This is a genomic window from Salinisphaera sp. RV14, from assembly GCF_052044135.1.
Classification (GTDB): Bacteria; Pseudomonadota; Gammaproteobacteria; order Nevskiales; family Salinisphaeraceae; genus Salinisphaera.
In genome coordinates this window covers 51835-74338 of record NZ_JBQDYF010000012.1, presented here as the reverse complement: position 1 = coordinate 74338, position 22504 = coordinate 51835, and the positions used below count along the sequence as shown (strand labels likewise).

The 22504-nt window shown below is 65.6% G+C and carries 19 protein-coding genes; 12 read left to right on the top strand and 7 right to left on the bottom strand.

From position 1 onward, the window contains the following. The first annotated feature begins 50 nt into the window (after positions 1 to 50). The 6 genes from hpnA (at position 51) to ACS8Y6_RS12735 (ending at position 6643) form a co-directional block, all read left to right on the top strand. Positions 51 to 1052: a hopanoid-associated sugar epimerase gene (gene hpnA, locus ACS8Y6_RS12760; RefSeq protein ID WP_440849034.1), complete on the top strand. Its 1002-nt coding sequence runs from the start codon at positions 51 to 53 to the stop codon at positions 1050 to 1052. After that, a complete protein-coding gene (locus tag ACS8Y6_RS12755; protein WP_440849033.1) occupies positions 1049 to 1546 on the top strand; it encodes a DUF2147 domain-containing protein in 498 nt (165 codons plus the stop codon). Before hpnA ends, ACS8Y6_RS12755 begins: the two co-directional genes overlap by 4 nt. Before the next feature lie 301 nt (positions 1547 to 1847). Then, entirely contained in the window at positions 1848 to 3002 is a 1155-nt protein-coding gene (aepY, locus tag ACS8Y6_RS12750; RefSeq protein WP_440849032.1) for a phosphonopyruvate decarboxylase, read from the top strand. 484 nt (positions 3003 to 3486) lie between these two features. Then, positions 3487 to 4629 (top strand): adenosyl-hopene transferase HpnH, encoded by a 1143-nt coding sequence (gene hpnH, locus ACS8Y6_RS12745; RefSeq protein WP_109993827.1) that lies wholly within the window; start codon positions 3487 to 3489, stop codon positions 4627 to 4629. A gap of 67 nt (positions 4630 to 4696) precedes the next feature. Next, positions 4697 to 5818, top strand: coding sequence for a glycosyltransferase (locus tag ACS8Y6_RS12740; protein WP_440855702.1), 1122 nt, complete (start codon positions 4697 to 4699; stop codon positions 5816 to 5818). Positions 5819 to 6001: 183 nt separating this feature from the next. Beyond that, positions 6002 to 6643, top strand: a complete 642-nt coding sequence (locus tag ACS8Y6_RS12735; protein WP_440849030.1) for an ABC transporter substrate-binding protein — start codon at positions 6002 to 6004, stop codon at positions 6641 to 6643. A 102-nt stretch (positions 6644 to 6745) separates the two neighbouring features. Here the strand turns inward: ACS8Y6_RS12735 and idi are convergent, their stop codons facing one another. The 4 genes from idi to mvaD form a co-directional block, all read right to left on the bottom strand. After that, complete coding sequence (gene idi / locus ACS8Y6_RS12730; RefSeq protein ID WP_440855701.1) at positions 6746 to 7348, bottom strand: isopentenyl-diphosphate Delta-isomerase; 603 nt, start codon at positions 7346 to 7348, stop codon at positions 6746 to 6748. Continuing rightward, entirely contained in the window at positions 7345 to 9639 is a 2295-nt protein-coding gene (locus ACS8Y6_RS12725; protein ID WP_440849028.1) for a hydroxymethylglutaryl-CoA reductase, degradative, read from the bottom strand. The genes idi and ACS8Y6_RS12725 overlap by 4 nt, the downstream gene beginning before the upstream one ends. Before the next feature lie 72 nt (positions 9640 to 9711). Beyond that, a complete protein-coding gene (locus tag ACS8Y6_RS12720) occupies positions 9712 to 10788 on the bottom strand; it encodes a mevalonate kinase family protein (protein ID WP_440855700.1) in 1077 nt (358 codons plus the stop codon). Then, the gene (gene mvaD, locus ACS8Y6_RS12715; protein ID WP_440849026.1) at positions 10785 to 11756 is read right to left on the bottom strand and encodes a diphosphomevalonate decarboxylase; all 972 of its coding nucleotides are present in this window, start codon (positions 11754 to 11756) and stop codon (positions 10785 to 10787) included. The genes ACS8Y6_RS12720 and mvaD overlap by 4 nt, the downstream gene beginning before the upstream one ends. A 168-nt stretch (positions 11757 to 11924) precedes the next feature. Between mvaD and ACS8Y6_RS12710 the strand changes: the two genes are divergently transcribed. Next, positions 11925 to 13433, top strand: coding sequence for a hydroxymethylglutaryl-CoA synthase (locus ACS8Y6_RS12710; RefSeq protein WP_440849025.1), 1509 nt, complete (start codon positions 11925 to 11927; stop codon positions 13431 to 13433). 94 nt (positions 13434 to 13527) lie between these two features. On the opposite strand, the gene ACS8Y6_RS12705 is transcribed toward ACS8Y6_RS12710, so the two are convergent. Beyond that, a complete protein-coding gene (locus tag ACS8Y6_RS12705) occupies positions 13528 to 14574 on the bottom strand; it encodes an NADP(H)-dependent aldo-keto reductase (protein WP_440855699.1) in 1047 nt (348 codons plus the stop codon). Between the two features lie 277 nt (positions 14575 to 14851). Here ACS8Y6_RS12705 and ehuB point away from each other — a divergent pair, with 277 nt between their 5' ends. The 4 genes from ehuB to ehuA all read left to right on the top strand — a co-directional run bounded on the left by ehuB (position 14852) and on the right by ehuA (position 17997). Continuing rightward, positions 14852 to 15742, top strand: coding sequence for an ectoine/hydroxyectoine ABC transporter substrate-binding protein EhuB (ehuB, locus tag ACS8Y6_RS12700; protein WP_440849023.1), 891 nt, complete (start codon positions 14852 to 14854; stop codon positions 15740 to 15742). Positions 15743 to 15854: 112 nt separating this feature from the next. Beyond that, positions 15855 to 16514 (top strand): ectoine/hydroxyectoine ABC transporter permease subunit EhuC, encoded by a 660-nt coding sequence (ehuC, locus tag ACS8Y6_RS12695; protein WP_440849022.1) that lies wholly within the window; start codon positions 15855 to 15857, stop codon positions 16512 to 16514. Next, positions 16514 to 17206 (top strand): ectoine/hydroxyectoine ABC transporter permease subunit EhuD, encoded by a 693-nt coding sequence (gene ehuD / locus ACS8Y6_RS12690; protein WP_440849021.1) that lies wholly within the window; start codon positions 16514 to 16516, stop codon positions 17204 to 17206. The genes ehuC and ehuD overlap by 1 nt, the downstream gene beginning before the upstream one ends. Continuing rightward, on the top strand, positions 17203 to 17997 hold the full coding sequence (gene ehuA / locus ACS8Y6_RS12685) for an ectoine/hydroxyectoine ABC transporter ATP-binding protein EhuA (RefSeq protein ID WP_440849020.1): 795 nt from the start codon (positions 17203 to 17205) through the stop codon (positions 17995 to 17997). Before ehuD ends, ehuA begins: the two co-directional genes overlap by 4 nt. Before the next feature lie 582 nt (positions 17998 to 18579). Here the strand turns inward: ehuA and trmB are convergent. Next, on the bottom strand, positions 18580 to 19260 hold the full coding sequence (trmB, locus tag ACS8Y6_RS12680) for a tRNA (guanosine(46)-N7)-methyltransferase TrmB (protein ID WP_440849019.1): 681 nt from the start codon (positions 19258 to 19260) through the stop codon (positions 18580 to 18582). Between the two features lie 55 nt (positions 19261 to 19315). Next, on the bottom strand, positions 19316 to 20314 hold the full coding sequence (thiS, locus tag ACS8Y6_RS12675; RefSeq protein ID WP_440855698.1) for a sulfur carrier protein ThiS: 999 nt from the start codon (positions 20312 to 20314) through the stop codon (positions 19316 to 19318). A 146-nt stretch (positions 20315 to 20460) separates the two neighbouring features. Here thiS and ACS8Y6_RS12670 point away from each other — a divergent pair, with 146 nt between their 5' ends. After that, the gene (locus ACS8Y6_RS12670; protein ID WP_440855697.1) at positions 20461 to 22503 is read left to right on the top strand and encodes an AsmA family protein; all 2043 of its coding nucleotides are present in this window, start codon (positions 20461 to 20463) and stop codon (positions 22501 to 22503) included. Position 22504 lies beyond the last annotated feature (1 nt).

Here is a 22504-nt window from a genome sequence, read left to right as displayed (position 1 = left end):
CGGGTTGGTATTTCCGCGTGCCGAGCGCGCGACCGAAGGAGGGTTAGGCCATGCGCGCCCTGGTAACCGGAGCGACGGGATTCGTCGGCAGTGCGGTCGCACGCGCTGCGCTGCGTGAGGGCTGGACAGTGCGCGCCACGCGCCGTGCGACCAGCGATCTGAGTGCACTGGAAGGGCTCGATCTGGAGTATGCCGAGGTCGATCTCTCGGATACGGCGGCCCTGGCCGAGGCCATGCGCGACTGCGACGCGGTGTTTCACGTCGCCGCGGACTATCGTCTGTGGGCCGCCAATCCGGGCGAGCTCTACGAAAACAATGTCGAGGGGACCCGTCGGATCTGCGAGGCGGTGCGCATGGCCGGCGTGGCGCGCGTGGTTTATACCTCGAGCGTGGCGACACTCGGCATCCCCGGCGACGGCACGCCGGGCGATGAAGACACGCCGGTGGGCCTGCAGGACATGATCGGGCACTACAAGCGGTCCAAGTATCTGGCCGAGGAAGTCGCCCGTGAATACGCCGCCGACGGGCTGGATATCGTGATCGTGAATCCGTCGGCACCGATCGGCCCGCGCGATCACAAACCCACACCGACAGGGCAGATGGTGCTGGAGGCCGCGGCCGGTCGTATGCCGGCGTTCGTCGACACCGGCCTGAACGTGGCCCACGTCGATGACGTGGCGCGCGGACACTTGCTGGCCCATGCCCATGGCCGGACCGGCCGGCGTTACGTGCTGGGCGGCACCGACATGACGCTCGCGGCGATTCTGGGGTTGGTGGCCGAAATCGTGGATCGCCCGCCGCCGCGCGTGAAGTTGCCGCACAATCTGCTGTTGCCCGTGGCCCACGCCGCCGAAGCAGTCGCCCGCATCACGGGTCGGCCGCCGAAGGTGACGGTCGACGGTGTCAAGCTGGCCAAGAAGCGCATGTTCTTTTCCCATGCGCGCGCTACCGCGGAACTCGGTTACCGCGCACGGCCGGCGCGTGACGCGTTGGCCGACGCCGTGGCCTGGTATTACGCGCATCGCTACCTGCCGCTCGGCAAAAGGCCGTGATTCGCCGGTTGGCGCTCGCTACGGCGCTGGTGTTGGCGTCGATGACGGCGCTGGCCGACGCGCCGCCGCCGGCCGCGATTGTCGGGTTCTGGCGTACCGCGAAGGGCGGGGCGGTGATCCACATGGTCGAGGAACAAGGCGGTTTCCTGGCGCGGGTCGTCTGGCTCGAAAGTGATCGCTATCCTGCGGACGACCCCCAGGGTATGGGGGGGCAACCTCTTGTGGACCGGCACAATCCGGATCCGTCGAAACGGGATCGGCCGATGATCGGGCTGCGCCTGATCAAGGGCCTGGATTATCGGGTACTGGCCAGCGATCGAGCGCGCTGGGAGAACGGGCGGGTGTACGATCCCGACCGGGGCAAGTGGTTCGACTGCTATCTCTGGCTCGCCGATCACCGCCACCTGAAGCTGCACGGCTACGTCGGAATCCCGGCCCTGGGCCGGACCACCACCTGGACCCGCGTACCCGACCCTCGCGTCGCCGCGGATTGAGGCGCCGTCCACCGCGCCGGGCGTGATTTCATCCGCCCCGGCGGCGGCCTCGCCGCGGCGTGGCCGCAAGTATAGGCGCCAAATCCCCGATATCCCGCACGATCCGGCCGGATGCAGCGCGCCGGCCGGCCGCGGTTGCGCGGGCAGGCCGTGACGTCGCCTCGTGCGGGCGGCGACAATGGGCCGGCGGGCACGCCGAGCGGCCGCCGCATTGGTGTGATGCACGCGCCGGTCATTGGCGCCAGGTCCACAATCCCGGCGCGTTGCCTGCCGCATCCGAATTTGCTCAAGGAACCTCGACATGACGCTCCAGGCCAACGACTTCATCGACCGCGCCGCCGAATACGGCTACGACTTCTATGCCGGCGTGCCGTGTTCGTTTCTTGCGCCGCTGATCAATACCGTGCTCGACAACGACCGGCTGACCTATGTGTCGGCGGCCAACGAGGGCGATGCCGTGGCGCTGGCGGCCGGCCGCGCACTGGCCGGCAAGCGCGCCGTGGCCATGATGCAGAACTCCGGGCTCGGCAACGCCGTATCGCCACTCACCTCGCTCAACTGGGTCTTCCGTCTGCCGCTTCTGCTGATCGTGACCTGGCGCGGCGCGCCCGGGGTAGCCGATGCGCCGCAGCACGAGCTTATGGGGCGGATCACGACCGACCTGCTCGATCGCATGGCGCTGCCCTGGGCATTGTTTCCGGACGATGCCGGCGCCGTGGCCGAAACGCTGGCGCGCGCCGAGGCGCACATGAACGAGAGCGGTCGGCCGTACGTGCTGGTCATGAACAAGGACACAGTCGCCCCGGCCGCACTGGCCAGCCAGGATTCGCCGACACAGAGTCGCGGCGCGATCACCTTCCGGCCCGCGCCGCCGAAGACGCCGACCGTCTCCCGGCGCGATGCACTGGCCCATCTGGTCGACCGGACGGATCCGGCCCGCAGCGTGATCATCGCCGCCACCGGCTTCACCGGCCGCGAACTGTATGCGCTCGCCGATCGCCCCAATCATTTTTACATGGTCGGGTCCATGGGCTGCGCGCCGCTGCTCGGGCTGGGGCTTGCCATGGCACGGCCCGATCTTGACGTGATCGTGGTCGACGGTGACGGTTCGGTGTTGATGCGGCTGGGCGCCATGGCGACCCTGGCGGCCTACGGGCCCACCAACCTGCATCATCTGCTGCTCGATAATGGCATGTACGAGTCCACCGGTGGCCAGGCGACGGTGTCGTCCGGGCTGTCGTTCGCGGCGATCGCCGCCGCAGCCGGCTACCGCACGACTTACGAAGGCCACGAGCGAACCGTGATCGATCAGATGCTGGCCGGCAGCTCGCAGGGCCCGGCGTTTTCGCATCTGCACATCGCGCCGGGCATCGACGAGGCCGGCCTGCCGCGGCCCTCGCCCGCGCCGGTGGAGGTCAAGGCGCGTCTGATGGCGCATATCGGCGCCGGCCCGTAAGCGGCATGCCCCGACCGCACGGGGCGCGCGGTACGTCGTTCATGCCGGCCGGTTCCGCGTCGGACGCCCGGGCGGCCGCGCAGACTGACCACGTAAATCCAGCGCCGCGGGCGCGCCGCTCGCGGGGCTCGTTCAGGCCGCGCCGTATGCCCGACCGTTCTACTTTCGTATCGGTTACCGGACGGTTTGCCCTATGATAGGCGCCATGCTTACTTCAAAAATACAGGGTTTGTGAGCAACACGGGCGTGGTGGCCTGACCGGTGAGACCTTTCGTAGTTCCACCCTGGGGAAATCTCGATAGTCGCGACCTGGATGACCTGATTGCGAGAATTGCCGGGATCACCGCATGCTGATATGCCACAATGGTTCTTAACGAAACATACACATGTACAATGCAGTGGTGTCGGCGGCATCGCCGCATTACATCTGCTGCGCTCGGGGCGGCTCGCAAGCCGAACATCGAGCCCAAAAGAAGAGGTCGAAATGGCAGTACCGTTGATTCAACAGTACAAGGTTGCGCGCTACATCATGGGGCAGAAGATCGCCCGACGTGAACGCTACCCGCTGGTGCTGATGCTGGAGCCGCTGTTCCAGTGCAACCTCGCTTGCGCCGGCTGCGGCAAGATCGACCACCCGAAGGATATCCTCAAGCAGCGCATGAGCGTCGAGGATGCATTGAACGCGGTCGACGAATGCGGCGCGCCCATGGTCTCGATCCCGGGTGGTGAGCCGTTGATCCACAAGGACATGCCCGAGATCATCAAGGGCATCGTGGCGCGCAAGAAGTTCGTCTATCTGTGCACCAACGCGCTCCTGATGAAGAAGAAGATGGACGACTACGATCCGTCGCCCTACTTCACCTGGTCGGTGCATCTGGATGGCCTCAAGGCGCGCCACGACGAGTCCGTGTGCCAGGAAGGGGTGTTCGAAAAGGCCGTGGAGGCCATCGAAATGGCGCGGGATCGCGGTTTCCGCGTCACTATCAACTGCACGCTGTTCGACGGTGAAGTGCCGGAAGAGGTCGCCGACTTCTTCGACTATGTCACCGATCTCGGCGTGGAAGGCATCACCGTCTCGCCGGGCTATTCCTACGAGCACGCGCCGCGTCAGGACGTGTTCCTCGGCCGCTCCAAGGCCAAGAACCTGTTCCGCGAGATCTTCCGCCACGGCCGCGAGCGCGGCGCCGACTGGAAACTCAACCACTCGTCGTTGTACCTGGACTTCCTGGCCGGCAACGAGACCTATCAGTGCACGCCCTGGTCGAATGTGACCTACAACATCTTCGGTTGGCAGAAACCCTGCTATCTGCTGGTCGACGAAGGTTACGAGAAGACCTTCAAGGACCTGATGGAAAACACCGAATGGGAGAATTACGGGGTTGGCCGCAATCCCAAGTGCGACAACTGCATGGCGCACTGCGGCTATGAAGGCACGGCGGTCGAGGACACGTTCGCGCATCCGCTGAAGGCGTTCAAGAGCATGGCCCGCGGCCCGCGCCTGTCGGGCGACTTCGCCGAGGAACTGCCGATTCTGTATGGCGATCGCGCACAGGCCACGGCGACCAAGATCCCGATCTCGCAGATCGGCCGCCGCGAGTCGACGCCGAAGGAAAAGGAACTCGGTTAGCGCCGGGCCCACCTCAGCCTTTGCAGGGCCGTCGGCGGCGCCGACGGCCTTTTTTGTATCCGACGTTATGCTGCTGACCCTTCTTGCCCTGATTTCCCTGATCGTCTGGCTCGGCCTGCTGGCCCAGCCCTGGCTGCCCTGGTTGCTGCGCGAGCGCTTCGCGGCGCGGGCAAGCGACGCCGATATGGCCGATCTGTCGGACGTGACGGTGCTGATCCCGGCGCGCGACGAAGCCGAATCGCTGGAACGAACGTTGGCGGCGCTCGCCCGTCAGGGCGCCGGACTTTCGGTGATCGTGGTCGATGACAATTCCAGCGACGGCACGGCCGAGATCGCACGGGCTGCAGCGATCGGGCGGCTGACCGTCATCCAGGGGCGAGCGTTGCCCGATGGCTGGACCGGCAAACTCTGGGCGCTGGAGCAGGCGCGCCAGCAGGTGAGCACGCCGCGCGTCGTATTACTGGATGCCGATATCCGGATTGCGCCGGGCACGATTGCCGGGCTCAAGGCGAAGGCGATCGCCGAGGATCGCCAGATGGTGTCGTTGATGGCGCATCTGCGCATGACCAGCATCGTCGAGCGGTTGCTGATCCCGGCGTTCATTTACTTCTTCAAGCTATTGTATCCGTTCGCGCTTTCCAATCGCGGCTCGCGTCATGTGGCGGCGGCCGCCGGTGGCTGCGTATTGATCGAGGCCGCGGTGCTGGAGCGCATCGGTGGCTTCGGTGCGCTGGCCGATGCCGTGATTGACGACTGTACGCTGGCCCGTTGTGTGCGTCGCGCCGGTGGACGCACATGGGTCGGGGTCACCCATGCCGCCACGAGTCTGCGCGGCTACGACGACTTCGCGGGCATTCATGCGATGGTGGCGCGTTCGGCCTATAGCCAATTGCGCTATTCGCCCTGGCTTCTGGCCGGCTGCACGCTGGCCATGGCGTTGATGTTCTGTGCCCCGCCCGTTGCGCTCGTTTTCGGCGATGCGAGCGCACGCGGGCTGGCGATCGCGGCCTGGTTCGCGATGGCCGTGAGCTATCTGCCGACGCTGATCTATTACCGCTTGTCCTGGCTGTGGGCATTCGCCATGCCCTTGATCGGCACCATTTATCTGGCCATGACCTGGTCATCGGCGCTGCGCTACTGGCAGGGCGTGCGCACCGCCTGGCGCGGCCGCGCCTATCATCGCTCGTGACGATCGGCGGCGCGGCCAGCGAATGCGGCGCGCGCGCCGGCGCCCCGGGTCGTTTTCGATGTATTCAGGACACATACAACCGGACTGCGGTCTAATCCGCTTGATGGGTCGCATGTCGGCCCCATATCGAGGGACGTGCGGCACGACACGGTGCAGCCTGGGATTGAGTCAAGGAAGCCGAGAATGAAAGCAGCGACGCGTTTATTGCGAGGTCTGGTGGCCACGGGCGTGATATTTGCCTGCGTCAGTGTCTGGACGGCGGCGGCCGCCGAGCCGGCGCGCAGTGTGGTCGAGAATCTCGACAGCCAGTTGGTCGCGACCATGAAACAGGGCAAGCAGCTCGGTTTTGCGGGGCGCTACAAGAAGCTGGCGCCGGTGATTGATCACTCGTTTGATCTGGACCGCATCGCCAAGCTCGCGCTCGGCAATAAGTGGTCCAGGCTCAGTCCGGAGCAGCAGAAGCAGTACCAGCACATGTTCCGTGAGGACACGCTCGCGACCTATGCGTCGCGTTTTGACAGCTACAGTGGCCAGACCTTCAAGATCAAGGGCGTCAAGAACGCCCCGGGCGGCCGCCGTCAGGTGGATACGGTGATTGTGTCCGGCGGCGATCGGATACCGATCAACTATGTGCTGGACAATGAGGGCGGCGACTGGAAGATCGTCAATGTCGTGGCCAAGGGGGTCAGCGATCTGGCGCTCAAGCGTGGCCAGTACAGCAGTTCCATTCAGGACAAGGGCGCCGACGGCTTCATCAAGCAGTTCAAGGCGCAACTCAAGAAATACCCGAGCATCCCGAGCGTGCCGGCCAATTCCGGCAACTAACCGGCAGCTGCCAACCCGGTATGCAGGCCGGGTTGGCGTTACTACGCTGGGTGGCGCGGGCCGGCCGGTGTTTCGGTCAGTTGTCGGCCGCGGCGGATTGCGTCAGCCGGACTGACGGTCGCTTGCGAGCAGTCGGGTGACTGTGGCCCAGTGCGCCTCGCGAATGCGCGGCCATTCCATCTTGATCCACGGCGTGTAACGGTTGGGGTGTGCGGCCAGGTCCGCATCGAGTGCCTCGGGCGCCACGAACGAGAAATCCGCGATTTCGTTCGGGTTGCCGGTGACCGGCGCGTCCGAACCGGCGGCGAACACCGAGCACATCTCGTGTTCGGCCCCGATGTCGCCGAACCGTGCGTGGTACTCGAACTTGTAGAGATAGGTGACATCCGCGTCGATGCCGATCTCTTCGCGCAAGCGCCGCTTGGCGGCCTCGGCGACGGTTTCGCCGCGCCGCGGATGGCTGCACACGCTGTTCGACCAGAAACCGCCCCAGAGCTGCTTGGCGTCCGCCCGCTGCTGCATCAGCACGTCGCCTGCGCTGTTGAACAGAAAGATCGAGAACGCGCGATGCAGCACGCCGTCGCCAAGATGTGCCTCGGCCTTGGGCATGTGGCCGAGCACATTGTCGTCGGAGTCGACCAGGATCAGGGGTTCGTCGTCGAAGGAAACAACGTCGGCGTCGCCGGCATCGGTGTTCGTGCTCATGAGCGTATTTCCGTGATGAACGAGTTGTAGCCCGCGGCCCGCATCGCCGAGGCCACATCCTGGATTTTATCGTGTTCGGCCACCGCGATCATGGCGCCGCCGCCGCCGCCGCCGGTGAGTTTGGCGCCGAGGGCGCCGTGGCTGCGGGCGATCTCGACCAGTTCCTCGATCTCCCATGACGAGACCTGCAGGGCATTGAGCAGCCCGTGATCGATGTTCATCAGATCGCCCAGCTCGGCGATATCGCCGCGGGCCAGGGCGTCTACGCCGGCCAGGGCGAGAGCGTCGATCTGATCGAATATGGCTTCATAGCGGGCCGGGCTCTTCTGCCAGGCGGCGCGCACGTTGCCGACTGTCTGCGCGGTGAGCGTGGCCACGCCCGATAGGCCGATGACGACCGGAATCGGGCGCGCGGTGGCCAGATCCCGGATCTCCGGGCGGGCGGCGGGGTTGTCCTTGCGGAACAGGATCGGCCGGCCGAAGGTCGCCAGCGTGTTGTCGATGCCGCTCGGCGTGCCGTGGGCGATTTTCTCCACGTCGAAGGCCAGGTTCGAGATTTCGCGTTCGGACAGCTTGATGTCGAAGCACCGGGCCATGGCCCGGATCACGGCCACCGCGAGGGCGGCCGAGGCGCCGAGGCCATTGGCGCGCGGTACCCGCGGTGACACATCGATGCGCATGCCGCGATCGGCCACGCCGAGACGTTCGGCGATCAGCGAGATCGACTCGTGCAACGAACTGATCTTGCCTTCGGGCTCGGAAAAACGCATTTCCACGCCCCAGCGCGGGATCAGCAGATCGATCTGCTCGGGCTGGGGCCTGACTTCGGCGCGGACGTTGAGGGGAATCGGGGCGGCAATGGCATGCCGGCCGTAAACCACCGAATGCTCGCCGAGCACGATGATCTTGCCGTAGCCGATGTCGCCGGTCGCCTCGCCGTAGCCGACCACCTCGGGTTCCGGTGTACGCGCGGCAGCACTGCCATGGTGTTTCTCGGTGGCGCGACGCTCGTCCAGTTCCGTCAGGATCTCGCGTGCCCGCCAGACTTTGATATCGCCATGCGCGATCAGCCGGTCCACCACTTCATCGAACTGGGCATCGCTTGCGCCGGCGGCCATGGCTACGCTGCGGGCATGCAGCGTCATGTGGCCGCGCTGGATGCCGTGTGTCGACAAGGCCTTGATCGCGGCGAAGTTCTGCGCCAGCCCGACCGCGCACATGATCTCGGCCAGCTCGGCCGCGGATTCGATGCCGAGCACGCGATGCGCGATCTTGACCGCCTGGTTGGACTCGACCTGGCCGCCGACGGTGCCGACCTTGAGCGGCAGTTCGAGTTCGCCGACCAGATTGCCGTCGTCGTCCGCGGTCCAGCGTGTGAGCGAGCGATAACGGCCGGTGCGCGCGGCATAGGCATGCGCGGCTGCCTCGATCGCGCGCCAGTCGTTGCCGGTGGCGATGGCCACGGCGTCGATGCCGTTCATGATGCCCTTGTTGTGTGTGGTTGCGCGGTACGGGTCCATCTCGGCGAATTCGTTGGCCAGGATGATGCCGTCGCGGACCTCGGCGCCGGAATAATCGCCGGCCTCGAGCAGGCGCGGCGGGATCACGGCCTTGGCGCGCACCAGCGCGCGGTCGGTCAGGTTCGACAGAATACGCAGAAACACCTCGCCGCCGCTGATCTTCTCGATCAGTGGGGCCGCGCCCTCGCACATCGTATTGACCAGGTTGGCGCCCATCGCATCGCGGGTGTCCACGATCAGATGCACCACCAGCATCTCACCGTGGTCGGCGGTGGTGCCGTGGGTGAGCACTTCCACATCCCGCGCGCCGCCGCCACGCGCGACCATGTTCGGGTGCAGGCTGTTGGCGAGATTCAGGATCTCTTCCTTGGCCTGCAGGATGGCCTGCTTGGCGTGGGCCGCGTGCGGTACGTTCACGACCTGGATCTGGCCGATCAGCATCGGCCGCTGGGCGGTCGAGCTGAAGCCACCGGCCCGGCGCACCAGCTTGGCCGCCGAGGATACGGCGGCGATGATCGAAGGTTCCTCGACCACCATCGGGATCAGGTAGTCGCGATCATTGATCTGGAAATTCAGGCCCAGCCCCATCGGCAGCCCGAAGGCCCCGATGACGTTCTCGATCAGCCGGTCGGCCTTGTCGGCATCGAGTAGATGCGTGCCGTCCACCAGCATGTCGTATTCGGTCTCGCTGATGACCTCGCGCTCGAGCAGGGCGCGCAGACGATCGGCGACCGAAAACTTGTAGAACTGGGGAATACGGGAATGACTCATGCGAAACGAACCCTCGCGCGGGATGATCCAAGATACCGACAGCACATCGATATCGTTGTCTAATACAGTAGTTTAGCGCAGCCTGTGTCGGTCTGTCGCAGGATGTGCCCCGGTTGGCCGGTCCGGCGTGGCTTCCAGCGCCACACCGGGGGCCGCGAAACCGAGTTCGATGATTTCGGCGCCGACCGCCTGAAAGTCGCTGCGAAGCGCGGTTTCATCCACGTTGGGCGTGGTGAACAACAGCCCCACGTCGCCGCCGCCGGCACCGGAACTCTTGAACACCGCGCCATGATCGGCTGCCGCGGCGTGCAGCTGGTGGTGGCGGGCGCTGACGATACCGGCCTCGGCATGGTGATCCAGTGCGATCAGCGCCTCGAAGTACTCGCGCGCCAGCCGCACGAAGCGCACGGCATGGTCGAGGTCCGCCGCCGCATTCTCCGCCAGCGCCGCCAGGCGGCCGAGATCGGACGCAAAGCCGGTCGGATCGCGTTGGCCGTAGGTATAGACACGCCCGACCAGGTCGGTGGTGCTCGCCCCGGTGCCGGTCACCACGGCGACACCGGCCAGCCCCGTGGGCCAGACCAGCGGCGCCGGCGGTTGATCGCGGGTATAGCTGATGATGCCGCCATACACCGCGGTGGCGACATCGCCGCCGCTGCCGGTGCCGCCCTGGGCATCGCGATGGGCGGCGATGGCCAGTTCGGCCAGCCGGGCCGGCGCCGGCTCGACGCCGACGCGGGCCAGGAGTGCGCACGTGAGGGCGGCGGCAACCGCCGCGCTCGAGCCGAGGCCGAGCTTGTGCCCGTCGCGCGCGAAATCTGTGGTGTCGATGTGTACGTCGAGCGGCGGCAGCGGCGAATCGAGATAGGCTGCGACATGGGCCAGCACGGCCCGATAGACCCGCAGCCGGTCGTGCAGCCCCTCATCGGCGCCCCGTGCGCCGTGTCCGTCGGCGCCGAGTGCCAGCCGGTGGATGTCCAGATTGGGTGCGGTCAGATGCCAGTGGCCGTCGTTCGAATCAGAGAGCGTGACGCGGGCCCGGCGATCGACTGCGGTCAGGATCGCCGGTGCGCCTTCGAGCACGGCATATTCGCCGATCAGGAACAGCTTGCCCGGCGCGCTCGCGATGACCGGGGCCGTTGTGGTCATGCGAGCACGCTCGCTGCCGGGCCCAGGGCCGTCCTACGGGTCTCCAGCACGCCGGGTACCCGCGCCAGCGCACGTGCCACTGCCTCGCCATCGCCGGGCGCGCACAGGGCCTTGACCTGTGGGCCGGCGTCGATCGTGAAGTAGACCGGGGTGCCGGCTTCGCGCAGGGCCCGCACGGCCTGAATGGCCGCCACGGTGGCGGGGTTCCAGTAGATCAGCCCCGGCCGGGTCGACATCATCAATCCGTGCAGCTTGAGACAGCTCATTTCCGTGAGTGCGCCGACGGTCCCGAAGTCGCGCGCGGCGATGGCGTCGCGCATGGCGCTCAGGTCGGTTTCCGAGTGCGCCACCCAGGCCGAATAATAATCGGAGCGTTGCTCGAGATGGCTCATGCCGATCGAGGAGTTGACCGACTTCGTGGCCCGGTCGGTGATCGCGACCACGATCTCCACCGGCCACTCGCCGGGATCGAGCATGGGCTCGGCGAAAGCATCGCTGCCATCATCGAATTCGCCGCGGTGCATTTCGGCAAAACCGCCGAAGATCGAGCGTGCCGCGGAGCCCGAGCCCTGGCGTGCCAGGATCGAGAGTTCGCGCGGGGACAGATCGAGCCCCGCGGCCCGGGTCGCGGCCAGCGACAGCGCCGCGAAACCCGAGGCAGACGAGGCGAGACCGGCCCCGGTGGGGAAATTGTTGGCCGAGACGATCGCTGCGCGTGTGTCGATCCCGGCGTGCGCGCGCACCAGATCGAGAAACGGCGTCAGGCGCGCGGTGTCGACGGGTTTTTTATCGAGTTCGGCCGTGTCGGCCGCCAGCGCCTCGTCGAACACGACGGTGGTATCGGTGTACAGGCCGTCGAGCGTCACCGATATGGACCCGACTGCCGGCAGATTGCGCGGTCCCGCGCGCTTGCCCCAGTACTTGATCAGCGCGATATTGCTGTGGGCGCGCGCAGTGGCTTGGCTCATGATCGATTCTGCCGTCGGCTTTTACAGGAACAATTCGCGCGCAAGGATACGCCATCGTCATCGATCTGCCGAACATGATGCCCTTGCACAGTGCACCATTTGCTAGCATATCCCTGACGAAAAATTCACGTGGCACCCACAGCGGGCCGCCGGACGACGAGAAAAACCATGCCGGGAATCAGTGGACTGGCGCTTTATCTGCCGCCGTATCGTGTCAATCTCGAGGACTGGTGCGCCTGGAACGACCAGCCCTGGGACAAGGTGCGCAAGGTCGTGGGCCGAAGCTTTCGCATGCGGGGGCCGGAGCAGAGTGTGTACACGCTCGCCGCGAATGCCGCCTGGCGCTTGATCGAAGCCTACGACATCGATCCGCGCGAGATCGGCTATCTCGCGCTCGGCACCGAGTCCTCCAGCGATAACTCGGCTGGCGCGGTGATCGTCAAGGGGATGCTCGACGATGCGCTGGCTGCGCATGCGCTGCCCGCCATGTCACGCGAATGCGAGGTGCCCGAGTTCAAGCATGCCTGTCTCGGCGGTGTCTATGCGATGAAGAACGCACTGCGCTATCTGGCCACCGACGGCGCGGCGCGCAAGGCGATCGTGGTCTGTTCCGATATCGCTGAATACGCGCGCGGCTCATCCGGTGAGCCGACCCAGGGCGCCGGCGCGGTGGCCATGCTGCTCGAAGCCGAGCCGAAGCTGCTGCATGTCGATCTGGGCGGCTCGGGCAGCGCCTCGGATTACCGCATGGTCGATTTCCGCAAACCGTTTGCCCGCTTCCGCGGGCAGCCACAGCGTGCCGATGGCCAGATGCAGGATTTGCCGGTGTTCAACGGCCGTTATTCGACCAGCTGCTACGTCGATGCCACTCGGGCCGCGATCAACGCCATGCTCGCGCGCCGTGGTGGCGGTCGGCGGGCCGATTTCTTTCACTCGGTGGATGCCGTGTTCATGCATCGACCGTATCACCGCATGCCCTCGGCGGGCTGGGCCATGGCCTATCTGTTCGCCCTGGCCGACGGTGACGACGCCAATCGCGCCGAGCTGAGCGAATATGCCAGGGGCGCCGGTATCGACGGCGACGCCCTGCTGGCCGAGCTGTCCGGTGTGACGCCCGACATGCGGGCGCGCGTCGCCGCCGGCGAGTCGGGCGAGGATGCGTTCCCGCTGGCCGGCAATCTGATGCGCTATCTGCGCAAGACCGAGCTGTGGCAGAACCTGGTCTCCGGCAAGCTCGCTCTCGGCAGCGAGATGATGCGCGATCTGGGTAATCTCTACACCGCCGCGCTGCCTGCCTGGCTGGCCGCCGGATTCACCCAGGCCCACCGCGACACGCTCAATCTCGGCGGGCAGCACTGGCTGGCGCTGGGCTACGGCAGCGGCGACGCCGCCGAGGCATTACCGATGCGGGTGGCCGAAGGCTGGGAGGACGCCGCGGCGCGCATCAACTTTACCGAGGCGCTGGGCACACCGGTGGAGCTCGATGCCGACCAGTACGCCGCGCTCCACGATGGCCACCCGGCCGACGTCAAGCCGGCGCCGGCCAGCGACGAGTTTGTGGTCGATCGTATCGGCGAAACCGATCGCCCGGATTTCCACGATCTGGGGATCGAGTACTACCGCTACGTGCCGGCGGCCCGACAGGTCGGCGCCGCTGCGAAGAAGGCCGTCGGCTGACGGCGCACGTTCCCGCGGATGTAAAAAAGCCGGTGCCTGCCCAGGCACCGGCTTTTTTATCGCGGCACGTCCGTGCTCGCGCGCTGCGATGCCGTCAGGGGCATGGGTCCGGGTTGTCGGCGTGGATAGCCTCGATGCCGGCGATCACCTCGTTCGATAGCACTTGTTCGGCGCTGTCGATATTCGCCGCCAGCTGTTCCATGGTGGTGGCGCCGATAATATTCGAGGTCACGAACGGCCGGCTGGTGACATAAGCCAGCGCCATCTGGGCCGGGTCCAGCCCGTGTTTGCGTGCCAGGGCGACGTAATCGGCCGTCGCCTGTTCGGCGCGCCGGCCGTTGTAGCGGGCAAAACGTTCCCAGCGCGTCAGGCGCGCGCCTTCGGGGCGGGCGCCGTCCAGATACTTGCCGGAAAGCATGCCGAAGGCCAGCGGTGAGTAGGCCAGCAGGCCGATCTGTTCATGCATCGCGCATTCGGCCAGGCCGATCTCGAAGGTGCGATTGAGCAGCGAATAGGGGTTCTGGATCGATACCGCGCGCGGCAGTGATTCGCGCTCCGCGGCGCGCAGAAAGCGCATGACGCCCCAGGGGGTTTCGTTGGACAGCCCGACATGGCGGATCTTGCCCTCGTCGACCAGGCGGGCCAGTTCGCCGAGGGTTTCTTCGATCGGGACCGGATCATCGTCGGGGTCGTGCACATAGCCACGCTTGCCGAAGGTGTTGGTCGCCCGGTCCGGCCAGTGCAGTTGGTAGAGGTCGATATGATCGGTCTGCAGGCGCGCGAGGCTGGCGTCGACTGCATACCGGATATGCGCCGGGGTCAGCCGCGGCGTTTCACCGTTGCGCAGATATTGCATCGGACTGCGGGCATGGCCCGTCACCTTGGTGGCCAGCACGACCTCGTCGCGCCGTCCCGTCCGGGCCAGCCAGCTGCCGATGTAGGCCTCGGTGCGGCCCTGGGTCTCCGCGCGCGGCGGAACCGGGTACATCTCGGCCGCATCGATGAAGTTCACGCCACGATCGAGGGCGTAGTCGATCTGTTCGTGGGCCTCGGCCTCGCTGTTCTGTTCGCCGAAGGTCATGGTGCCCAGGCAGATCTTGCTGACCTGGACCTCGCTCCGGCCGAGTTGTCGATATTCCATGCGTGTTTTCCTTGATGGGTTTGAAAGCCGATGCACCATCGTGGATCGGCGCCCGCACCAACCGCTCGACGCCGCGTTCCTGGCGTTTGCCGGCGGCGGCCGGGCCCGGCGCCAGGGGGCCGCGGCGCGTGCGGCCCCTGCCAAAGTCTGGTTTGCGGGCCCGGTGCGGATGTTGCATGGTAAATCAAAGGGGGGTGCCCGTACCGAGATGGTGGCACCGCCGGCCGGATCACAGTCAAGTGGCCGGGCGACACTGCATCTACACAAAGGAGAAACCATGAAACTATTCCGCGCAAAGGCCGGACTGACCACGGCGCTTGTCGGCATGGCACTCGTCTTAGGGCTTGGGCTGGGTGCGGCGACCACCGCGAGTGCCGCCACGCTGAGCCAGATCAAGAACCGCGGCTACATCCGGATCGCCGTGGCCAACGAAATTCCCTACGGCTACATGAACAGCAAAGGCACGGCCGAAGGCTTCGGCCCGACTGTGGCCAAGCGTGTGCTCAAGAAGATGGGCATCACCGACATCCAGTGGACGGTCATGCCGTTCGGCTCGCTGATCCCCGCGCTCAAGGCCGACCGGGTCGACATGGTCGCCGCCTCGCAGGCGATTTTGCCCCAGCGTTGCAGCCAGGTGGCCTATTCGATTCCCAACACCACCTACGGCGAAGGCCTGATGGTCAAGAAGGGCAATCCCGAAAACATCCACGGCTACGGCGACTTCGTCAAAAACTCCAACCTGAAAATGGGCATCGTCTCCGGCGCCGACCAGCTGGAATTCGCGCACGACGTCGGCATCAAGGACTCGCAGATCGTGACCCTGCGGGCGAACACCGACGCCGCGTCGGCCGTGGCCAGCGGGCGCATTGACGCCTATGCCGGCACCCAGCTGACCGTGGCGCGCCTGGCCTCCAAATCCGACCGGGTGGAACCGGCCGAGCCCTTCCACGACCCCATGATCAACGGCTCGCCGGAACGCAGCTGGGGCGGCTACACCTTCAACAAGAAGGATCAGGACCTGCGTAAGGCCTTCGACAAAAACCTGGCGGCCGTGCAGAAAACCCCGTTCTGGAGCAAGACTCTCAAGCACTTTGGTCTCGACCAGCACTCCATTGATGAAGTGCACAAAAAGACCACCAAGGAGCTGTGCAGCAGCAAGGGTTCCTGAAGCGGCGCCTCCCAAGGCGGGGCGGCGCGCATAAAGCCGTCCCGTGTCGAACAAGACCAACCGAGCCGGCCGCGGTTGCCCATCGCGGCCGGCTTCGACAAGGGGATAACGCATGCAATGGATCCAACTCCTGCCGCCCCTGCTGAAGGGCGCCGAAGTTACCGCGTGGATCACCATCGCCTCGACCGTGGGCGGTGCCATCCTGTCGTTTGCGGCCGGTATCGGTTCGGGGGCACGGTTTGCCGGCTGGCGTTGGCTGGCGCGGGCCTACGTTCAGATCTTTCGCGGCACTTCGCTGCTGGTGCAGCTGTTCTGGATATACTTCGCCCTGCCGATCATCGGCATCTCGCTTTCGCCCACCGTGGCCGGTGTGCTCGGGCTGTCGCTCAACATCGGCGCCTACGGGGCCGAGGTCGTGCGTGGCGCGATTGCGTCTGTGGAGTCTGAACAACTCGAAGCGGCGACCGCGCTCAACTTCACCCACGTGCAGACCCTCTGGCGCATCGTATTGCCGCAGGCGCTGGTGGAGATGATGCCGCCGTTCGGCAATCTGGTGATCCAGAATCTGAAGGACTCCGCGCTCGTCTCGCTGATCAGCCTGAGCGATCTCGCCTTCCAGGCCGACAACCTGCGCAACCAGACACTTGAAACCGTGCCGATCCTGACCCTGACCCTGTTCCTTTATTTCTTCATGTCGCTGGTGCTGATGGTGTCGATGCGCGCCCTTGAGCGCTACACGGTGCGACTGTCTGGACGCGAGGTGGCCCGCTGATGCTGTTCGGATATCACTGGGACTTGTCGTCCCCCGAGGCATTCGCCCTCTCCATCCTGCCAATCCTGCTGATCGGGATGAAGATCACCGTCCTGGCCACCATCTTCGGCTTTCTCATGGCGTTGGTGCTGGGGCTGATCTTCGCGTTGCTGCGGTCCGCGCCGCTGCGCGTGATCTCCTGGCCGACGCGCCTGATCGTGGAGTTCGTGCGCGATACGCCGCTGCTCATCCAGCTGTATTTCCTGTACTACGTCCTGCCCGACATCGGGATTACGCTACCCGCGCTGGAGACCGGCATCTTCGCACTCGGCCTGCAATACAGCGCCTACACCTCCGAGGTTTACCGGGCCGGTATCGAAGCCGTGCCCCAGGGGCAGCGCCAGGCCGCCCGGGCGCTCAACCTCAGCCCGATGCGGACCTTCCGCGACGTGATCATCCCGCAGGCCATTCCGCGCATCGTGCCGGCGCTGGCCAACTATCTGGTCTCCATCATCAAGGACACCCCGATTCTGTCGGCCATCACCGTTCTGGAAATGCTCGGTGTGAGCAAGATCATCGGCGACCGCACCTTCCGCTACATGATTCCGCTGACCCTGGTCGGCATCCTTTTTCTGATCCTGACGGTTATTGCGGCCGCGGTGGTCCAGTTCATCGAAAGCCGTCTGCCACGCGCGGGGATAGCACTCAAATGAAGCCCATCGTCACCTTCGAAAAAGTCACCAAGCGCTTTGGTGAAGACGCCATCGTACTGGACGACTTCGACTTCGAGATTCAGCCGGGCGAACGCGTCGTGCTCATGGGGCCGTCCGGATCCGGCAAGTCGACCGTACTGCGCATCCTGATGACGCTCGAGGACATCCAGGAGGGGGTGGTCTATATCGAGGACCGGCCGCTCTGGCACGAACAGCGCAACGGCGCCCTCGTGCGCGCGCGCGAAAAGCATCTGCGCGAGATGCGCCGTGAAGTGGGCATGGTGTTCCAGCACTTCAACCTGTTTCCGAACATGTCGGTGCTGCGCAACATCATCGAAGCACCCATGCACGTGCTCGGCCTGTCGCGCCAGGACGCCGAGCAGCGGGCCGACGAACTGCTCGAACGGGTCGGCATGACCGACAAGCGCGATGCCTACCCGAACGCGTTGTCCGGTGGCCAGAAACAGCGCGTGGCGATCGCCCGGGCCATGGCCATGCGGCCCAAGCTGCTGTTGTTCGACGAGCCGACCTCGGCGCTCGATCCGGAAATGGTCGGCGACGTGCTGGAGGTGATCAAGGATCTGGCGGCCGAGCACGACCTGACCATGCTGATCGTCACCCACGAAATGGGCTTTGCCCGCGATGTGGCCGATCGGGTGTGCTTCTTCTGCGACGGCCAGATCCTGGAGCAGGGGCCGCCGTCGAAAATCTTCTCCGAGCCGCGCGAAGAGCGAACCCGCCGCTTCCTGCGCATGGTGTTGCAGGAGGAGCCCGAGACCGCATCGGGGTAGGTCCAGGGCCGCTTTGGCACTGATCCGTCGCGATGCCCGATATCGGGCTGTTTATCCACAGATTTCACAGATGACGCAGATTTTTAAAGGCGAATATCGCAGCGTCAGGACTGTTGTCCGCAGATCGACGCAGATGCACGCAGATCATAAGACGGATCTGCAAGCGATAGAGTGCAAAGCCAAACCGGCACCCGGCCACCGACCGGAGCACTTCTTAGAATCTGTGCAGTCTGCGTAATCTGTGGATCGATTTGTCTTCAGCGGCGCCCGGAAACTGGTCTGTTTATCCGCAGATTGCACAGATTACGCAGATTTCGAAGGTGACTGCCCGGGGCGTCTGTTGCTGGCCATGTGGCTGAACATGGCGCCCGGCGGACAAAGCTCGGTAGGCGGCCGCGTCCGCCAGCGGCGGTAACCGTTTACTTGGTGGTCGCCGGGCCCTGATTGTTTTCCGCAGATGCACGCAGATCATAAGACTGATCTGTAAGCGACAGAGTGCAAAGCCAAACGGGCACCCGGTAAGCCGACCGGGGCAGTGCTTCAAATCTGTGCAATCTGCGTAATCTGTGGATCGATTTGTCTTCAGCGGCGCCGGTAGGCCATGTCGTGGACGACATGGCCTTTTTTGCGTCCGCGGTTCTCGAAGCGGGTGTCGCGGCGGGGTGGCGTGCTCACGAAGCCGTCGCGATCGCCGATGTTGTCGAAGTCCGCATGTGCATCGAGTACTTCGCGCATGTGCTCGGCGTAGTTCACCCAGTCGGTGGCCAGTCGCCAGATGCCGCCGGGCTTCAATACGCGCGCGATTTCATCGGCGAATGGCGGCTGCACGATCCGGCGTTTGTGGTGACGTTTCTTCGGCCAGGGATCGGGGAAATACAGCAGTACTTCGTCGAGCGAGTCCTCGGCAAAGCCGGCGGCCAGGACTTCGACCGCATCGTCGCGGAACACCCGGGCATTGGTGGCGCCTGCATCGTCGATAGCGCCCAGCAGACGGCCCACGCCGGTGCGATAGACCTCGATGCCGATGTAATCCGCCTGCGGGTTGTTGATGGCCAGATCGGCCAGCACCTCGCCGGCGCCGAAACCGATCTCCAGCGTGCGATACGCATCGCGGCCGAATTCCGCTGCCCAGTCGATGGGCGCCGTCGATCGTTCCAGCCCGTAACGCGGCCAGAGTTCGGCCAGATTTCTTTCCTGGCCCGGCGTGAGCCGGCCTTCGCGCTTGACGAAGCTGCGGATGCGACGATGATCAGGCTGGTCCACGACCCGGGCTCCTGGCAGGTGGCGCGCCGCTGGATAGAGCGGCGCCGGCGCGATATCAGAACGGCAGGTTCGTCGTCGGCGAGGATGCCGAGGCATAGCGCCGGCGCGGCATGCGCCCGGCCAGATAAGCCAGGCGGCCGGCGATCACCGCGTGGCGCATGGCCTGGGCCATGAGCACCGGTCTCTCGGCATTGGCGATCGCGCTGTTGAGCAGTACGCCGTCGCAGCCCAGTTCCATGGCGATCGCGGCGTCGGATGCCGTGCCCACGCCGGCATCCACCAGCACCGGAACGCTGGCGTTCTCCACGATCTCGATCACATTGTAGCGATTCTGGATGCCGAGCCCGGAGCCGATCGGGCCGGCCAGCGGCATGATCGCGCAGCAGCCGATGTCTTCGAGCCGGCGGGCCACGATCGGGTCGTCGCTGGTATAGACCATCACGTCGAACCCGTCGGCGATCAGTTCCCGGGCTGCGACCAGGGTCTCGGAAACGTCCGGGTAGAGTGTCTTTTCGTCGCCGATGACCTCGAGCTTGACCAGGTTATGGCCGTCGAGCAGTTCACGCGCCATGCGGCAGGTGCGCACGGCGTCCGCGGCGCTGTAGCAGCCGGCGGTATTGGGCAGCAGGGTGTATTTTTCCGGCGGGATGACGTCGAGCAAATTGCGCGACTCGCGGGCCCCGGGATCGGTCAGGGCCGGGGTGCGGCGGATCGCCAGGGTCACGATCTCGGCGCCCGAGGCCGTGATGGCCGCGTCGGTTTCGTCGAGATCGGCATATTTGCCGGTGCCGACCAGTAGCCGGGAGGCGAAGCTGCGCCCGGCCACGGTGAAGGCGTCGGCCTCGGCGGTGGCCTGGCCGCCGCCGATGGCGTGCACGATTTCGATACGGTCGCCTGGGCTGATCGTGGTCTCGGCGTGTCGATCGCGGGGTACGATTTCGCCATTGTGTTCGACCGCAATGCGTTGATCGCCGTAACCCATGTCGTCAAGCAGTCGCGACAGCGTCGCACGCTCGGCGCATTCCCGGGATTGGCCGTTGACTTCGATCTGCATGAGGATTGTCGATTGGTTGGAACACGGACGGTGCCGCAATACAGGGCGGTAGAATAACGCGCATTGGCCACGGCCTGCACAGGCGTGTGTGCCGCTGCGCCGATGTTTATGGTGGAACGCGCGACCACCCGGAGCGAACGAATCGAATGAAAACCTGGGTCAAGATCGCCATCGGCGCCGCGATTTCCGTTGTGGTGTTGATCGCGGCGATGCTGGTCACACTGCGCTGTACTGTCGATCCCGATGCCTATCGCTCGCGGATCGAGGCCGCCGTCAGCGATGCGATCGGGCGCGATATCGATATCTCGGGCCCGGTGCGATTGTCGTTGCTGCCCTGGCCGTCGGTACGTTTCGGCGCGGTCACCGTGGCCAATGCCGATGGTTTCGGTGCCCAGCCGCTGGCGCGCATCCGCGCCGGGCACATCACGCTGCGTCTGTTGCCATTGTTTACCGGTCACCTGCGCTTGGGCACGCTCGATATCCACGGGCTCACCCTGAAGCTGACCCGTCACGCCAACGGCCGGACCAACTGGCAGGGGGTCGTGCGGCGGCTGTCGGCGGCGCCCGAACGCGCGCCGCAGCCGCAACCCGGCCCGTCCGCGCGTGGTCGCGACCTGCCATTGTCTTCCCTCGAGATCGGGGCGGTCGCGATCTCCGGGGCCGAGGTGAGCTACGACGACGAGGCAAGCGATCGCCACTATCGGTTCGACAAGGCCGGACTGGACACCGGCCGCATCAGCAATGGCCAGCCGTTCCGGCTCGAAGCCGGCGGCGATCTGAGCTGGCCCGGGTCGGGCCTGACCGCCGAGATCCATGTGGTTTCGCGTATCGAGCCGAATGTGGCGGATCGTTTCTATCGCTTTTCCGGGCTCAGCGTGAATGTGCTGGCGCGCGGCCCGGCCGTGCCCGGCGGTGAGCAGGAAGCCAATCTCGGCGCCTCCGGCGACCTGGATCTCGAAGCCGGCCGTTTCGGCCTCGACGACGTCAGCCTGCAGGGCGCGGGCCTGACCGTCACCGGCAACATGGACGGCACCGGGCTGCACGATCGGCTGGCCTACAACGGACGCATCACCGTGGCGGCGTTCAGCCCGCGCTCGGTGCTGCAGCAGCTCGAACTGCATTCGCCCAAGACCCAGGCCGGTTCTGCGCTGACCTCGGCCAGTTTCGATGCCCAGTTCGAAGGCGGTGCGCATGCCATTCATTTCAAGCAGATCGCGGCAAAGCTCGACAAGAGCACCTTGAGCGGCACGGTCGATGTGCGCGACTTGGCCCATCCGCACTACGCTTTCGATCTGAATCTCGACACGCTGGATATCGATGATTATCTGCCGCCCGGCAGTGCGGCACAGGCCCAGACCAGCCAGCCGGCGCAGACCGGTGGCGGTGCGGCCCAGAGGGCTGCCGAGTTCGACCTGGCGCCGTTGCATCATCTGCGTATGCGCGGTCGGCTGCGGATCGGGTCGCTGACCATGGCCAATCTGAATATTCACGATGCGGTGGCGCATGTATCGGCCGCCGACAGCGTGCTGCGCGTGGCGCCGTTGACCGCCGATCTCTATGGTGGCGCCCTGCGCCTGACCGGGGCGGTGGATGCCAGCGGGGCACGTCCGGGATACACGCTTTCCGGGCGCTTGCGACACGTGGCCATGGAGCCGCTGCTCGTGGACGCTGCCGGCAGCCACCGGCTCGAAGCCAACGCCGACGTCGCCATCGATCTGCACGCCACCGGCCGTCAGGTGGCGCAATTGAAACGCAGCCTCTCGGGTACGGCACAGTTCGATCTGAACAACGGCCAGATCAACGGTTTCGATCTGGTAGGCATGCTGCGTGCCGCGCATCAGCGCGCCACCGGCGCCGGCGAAGGCGGGGCGGGGGATCAGGGCGCGACCGCGTTCGCGCATCTCGGCGGGCGTTTCACCGTCGATCACGGCATCGCCACCAGCGATGCGTTTTCCCTCCAGGCCGGCGCGCTCACCGGCCATGGGCAGGGGCGCTACAGCCTGCCGCACAACCAACTCGACTATACGCTGACGCTCGCGATCGCCGATTCCGCGCACAAGCGTCTGGCCCCGTTGGCCGGGCTGAGCGTCCCCATGCATCTGAAGGGCGCGTTGCTCGCGCCCGCCTACACTTTTGACATGCCGCAGGCGGCGCACGCGGCCGGCACGGCCGATCAGAGCGCCCGATGAC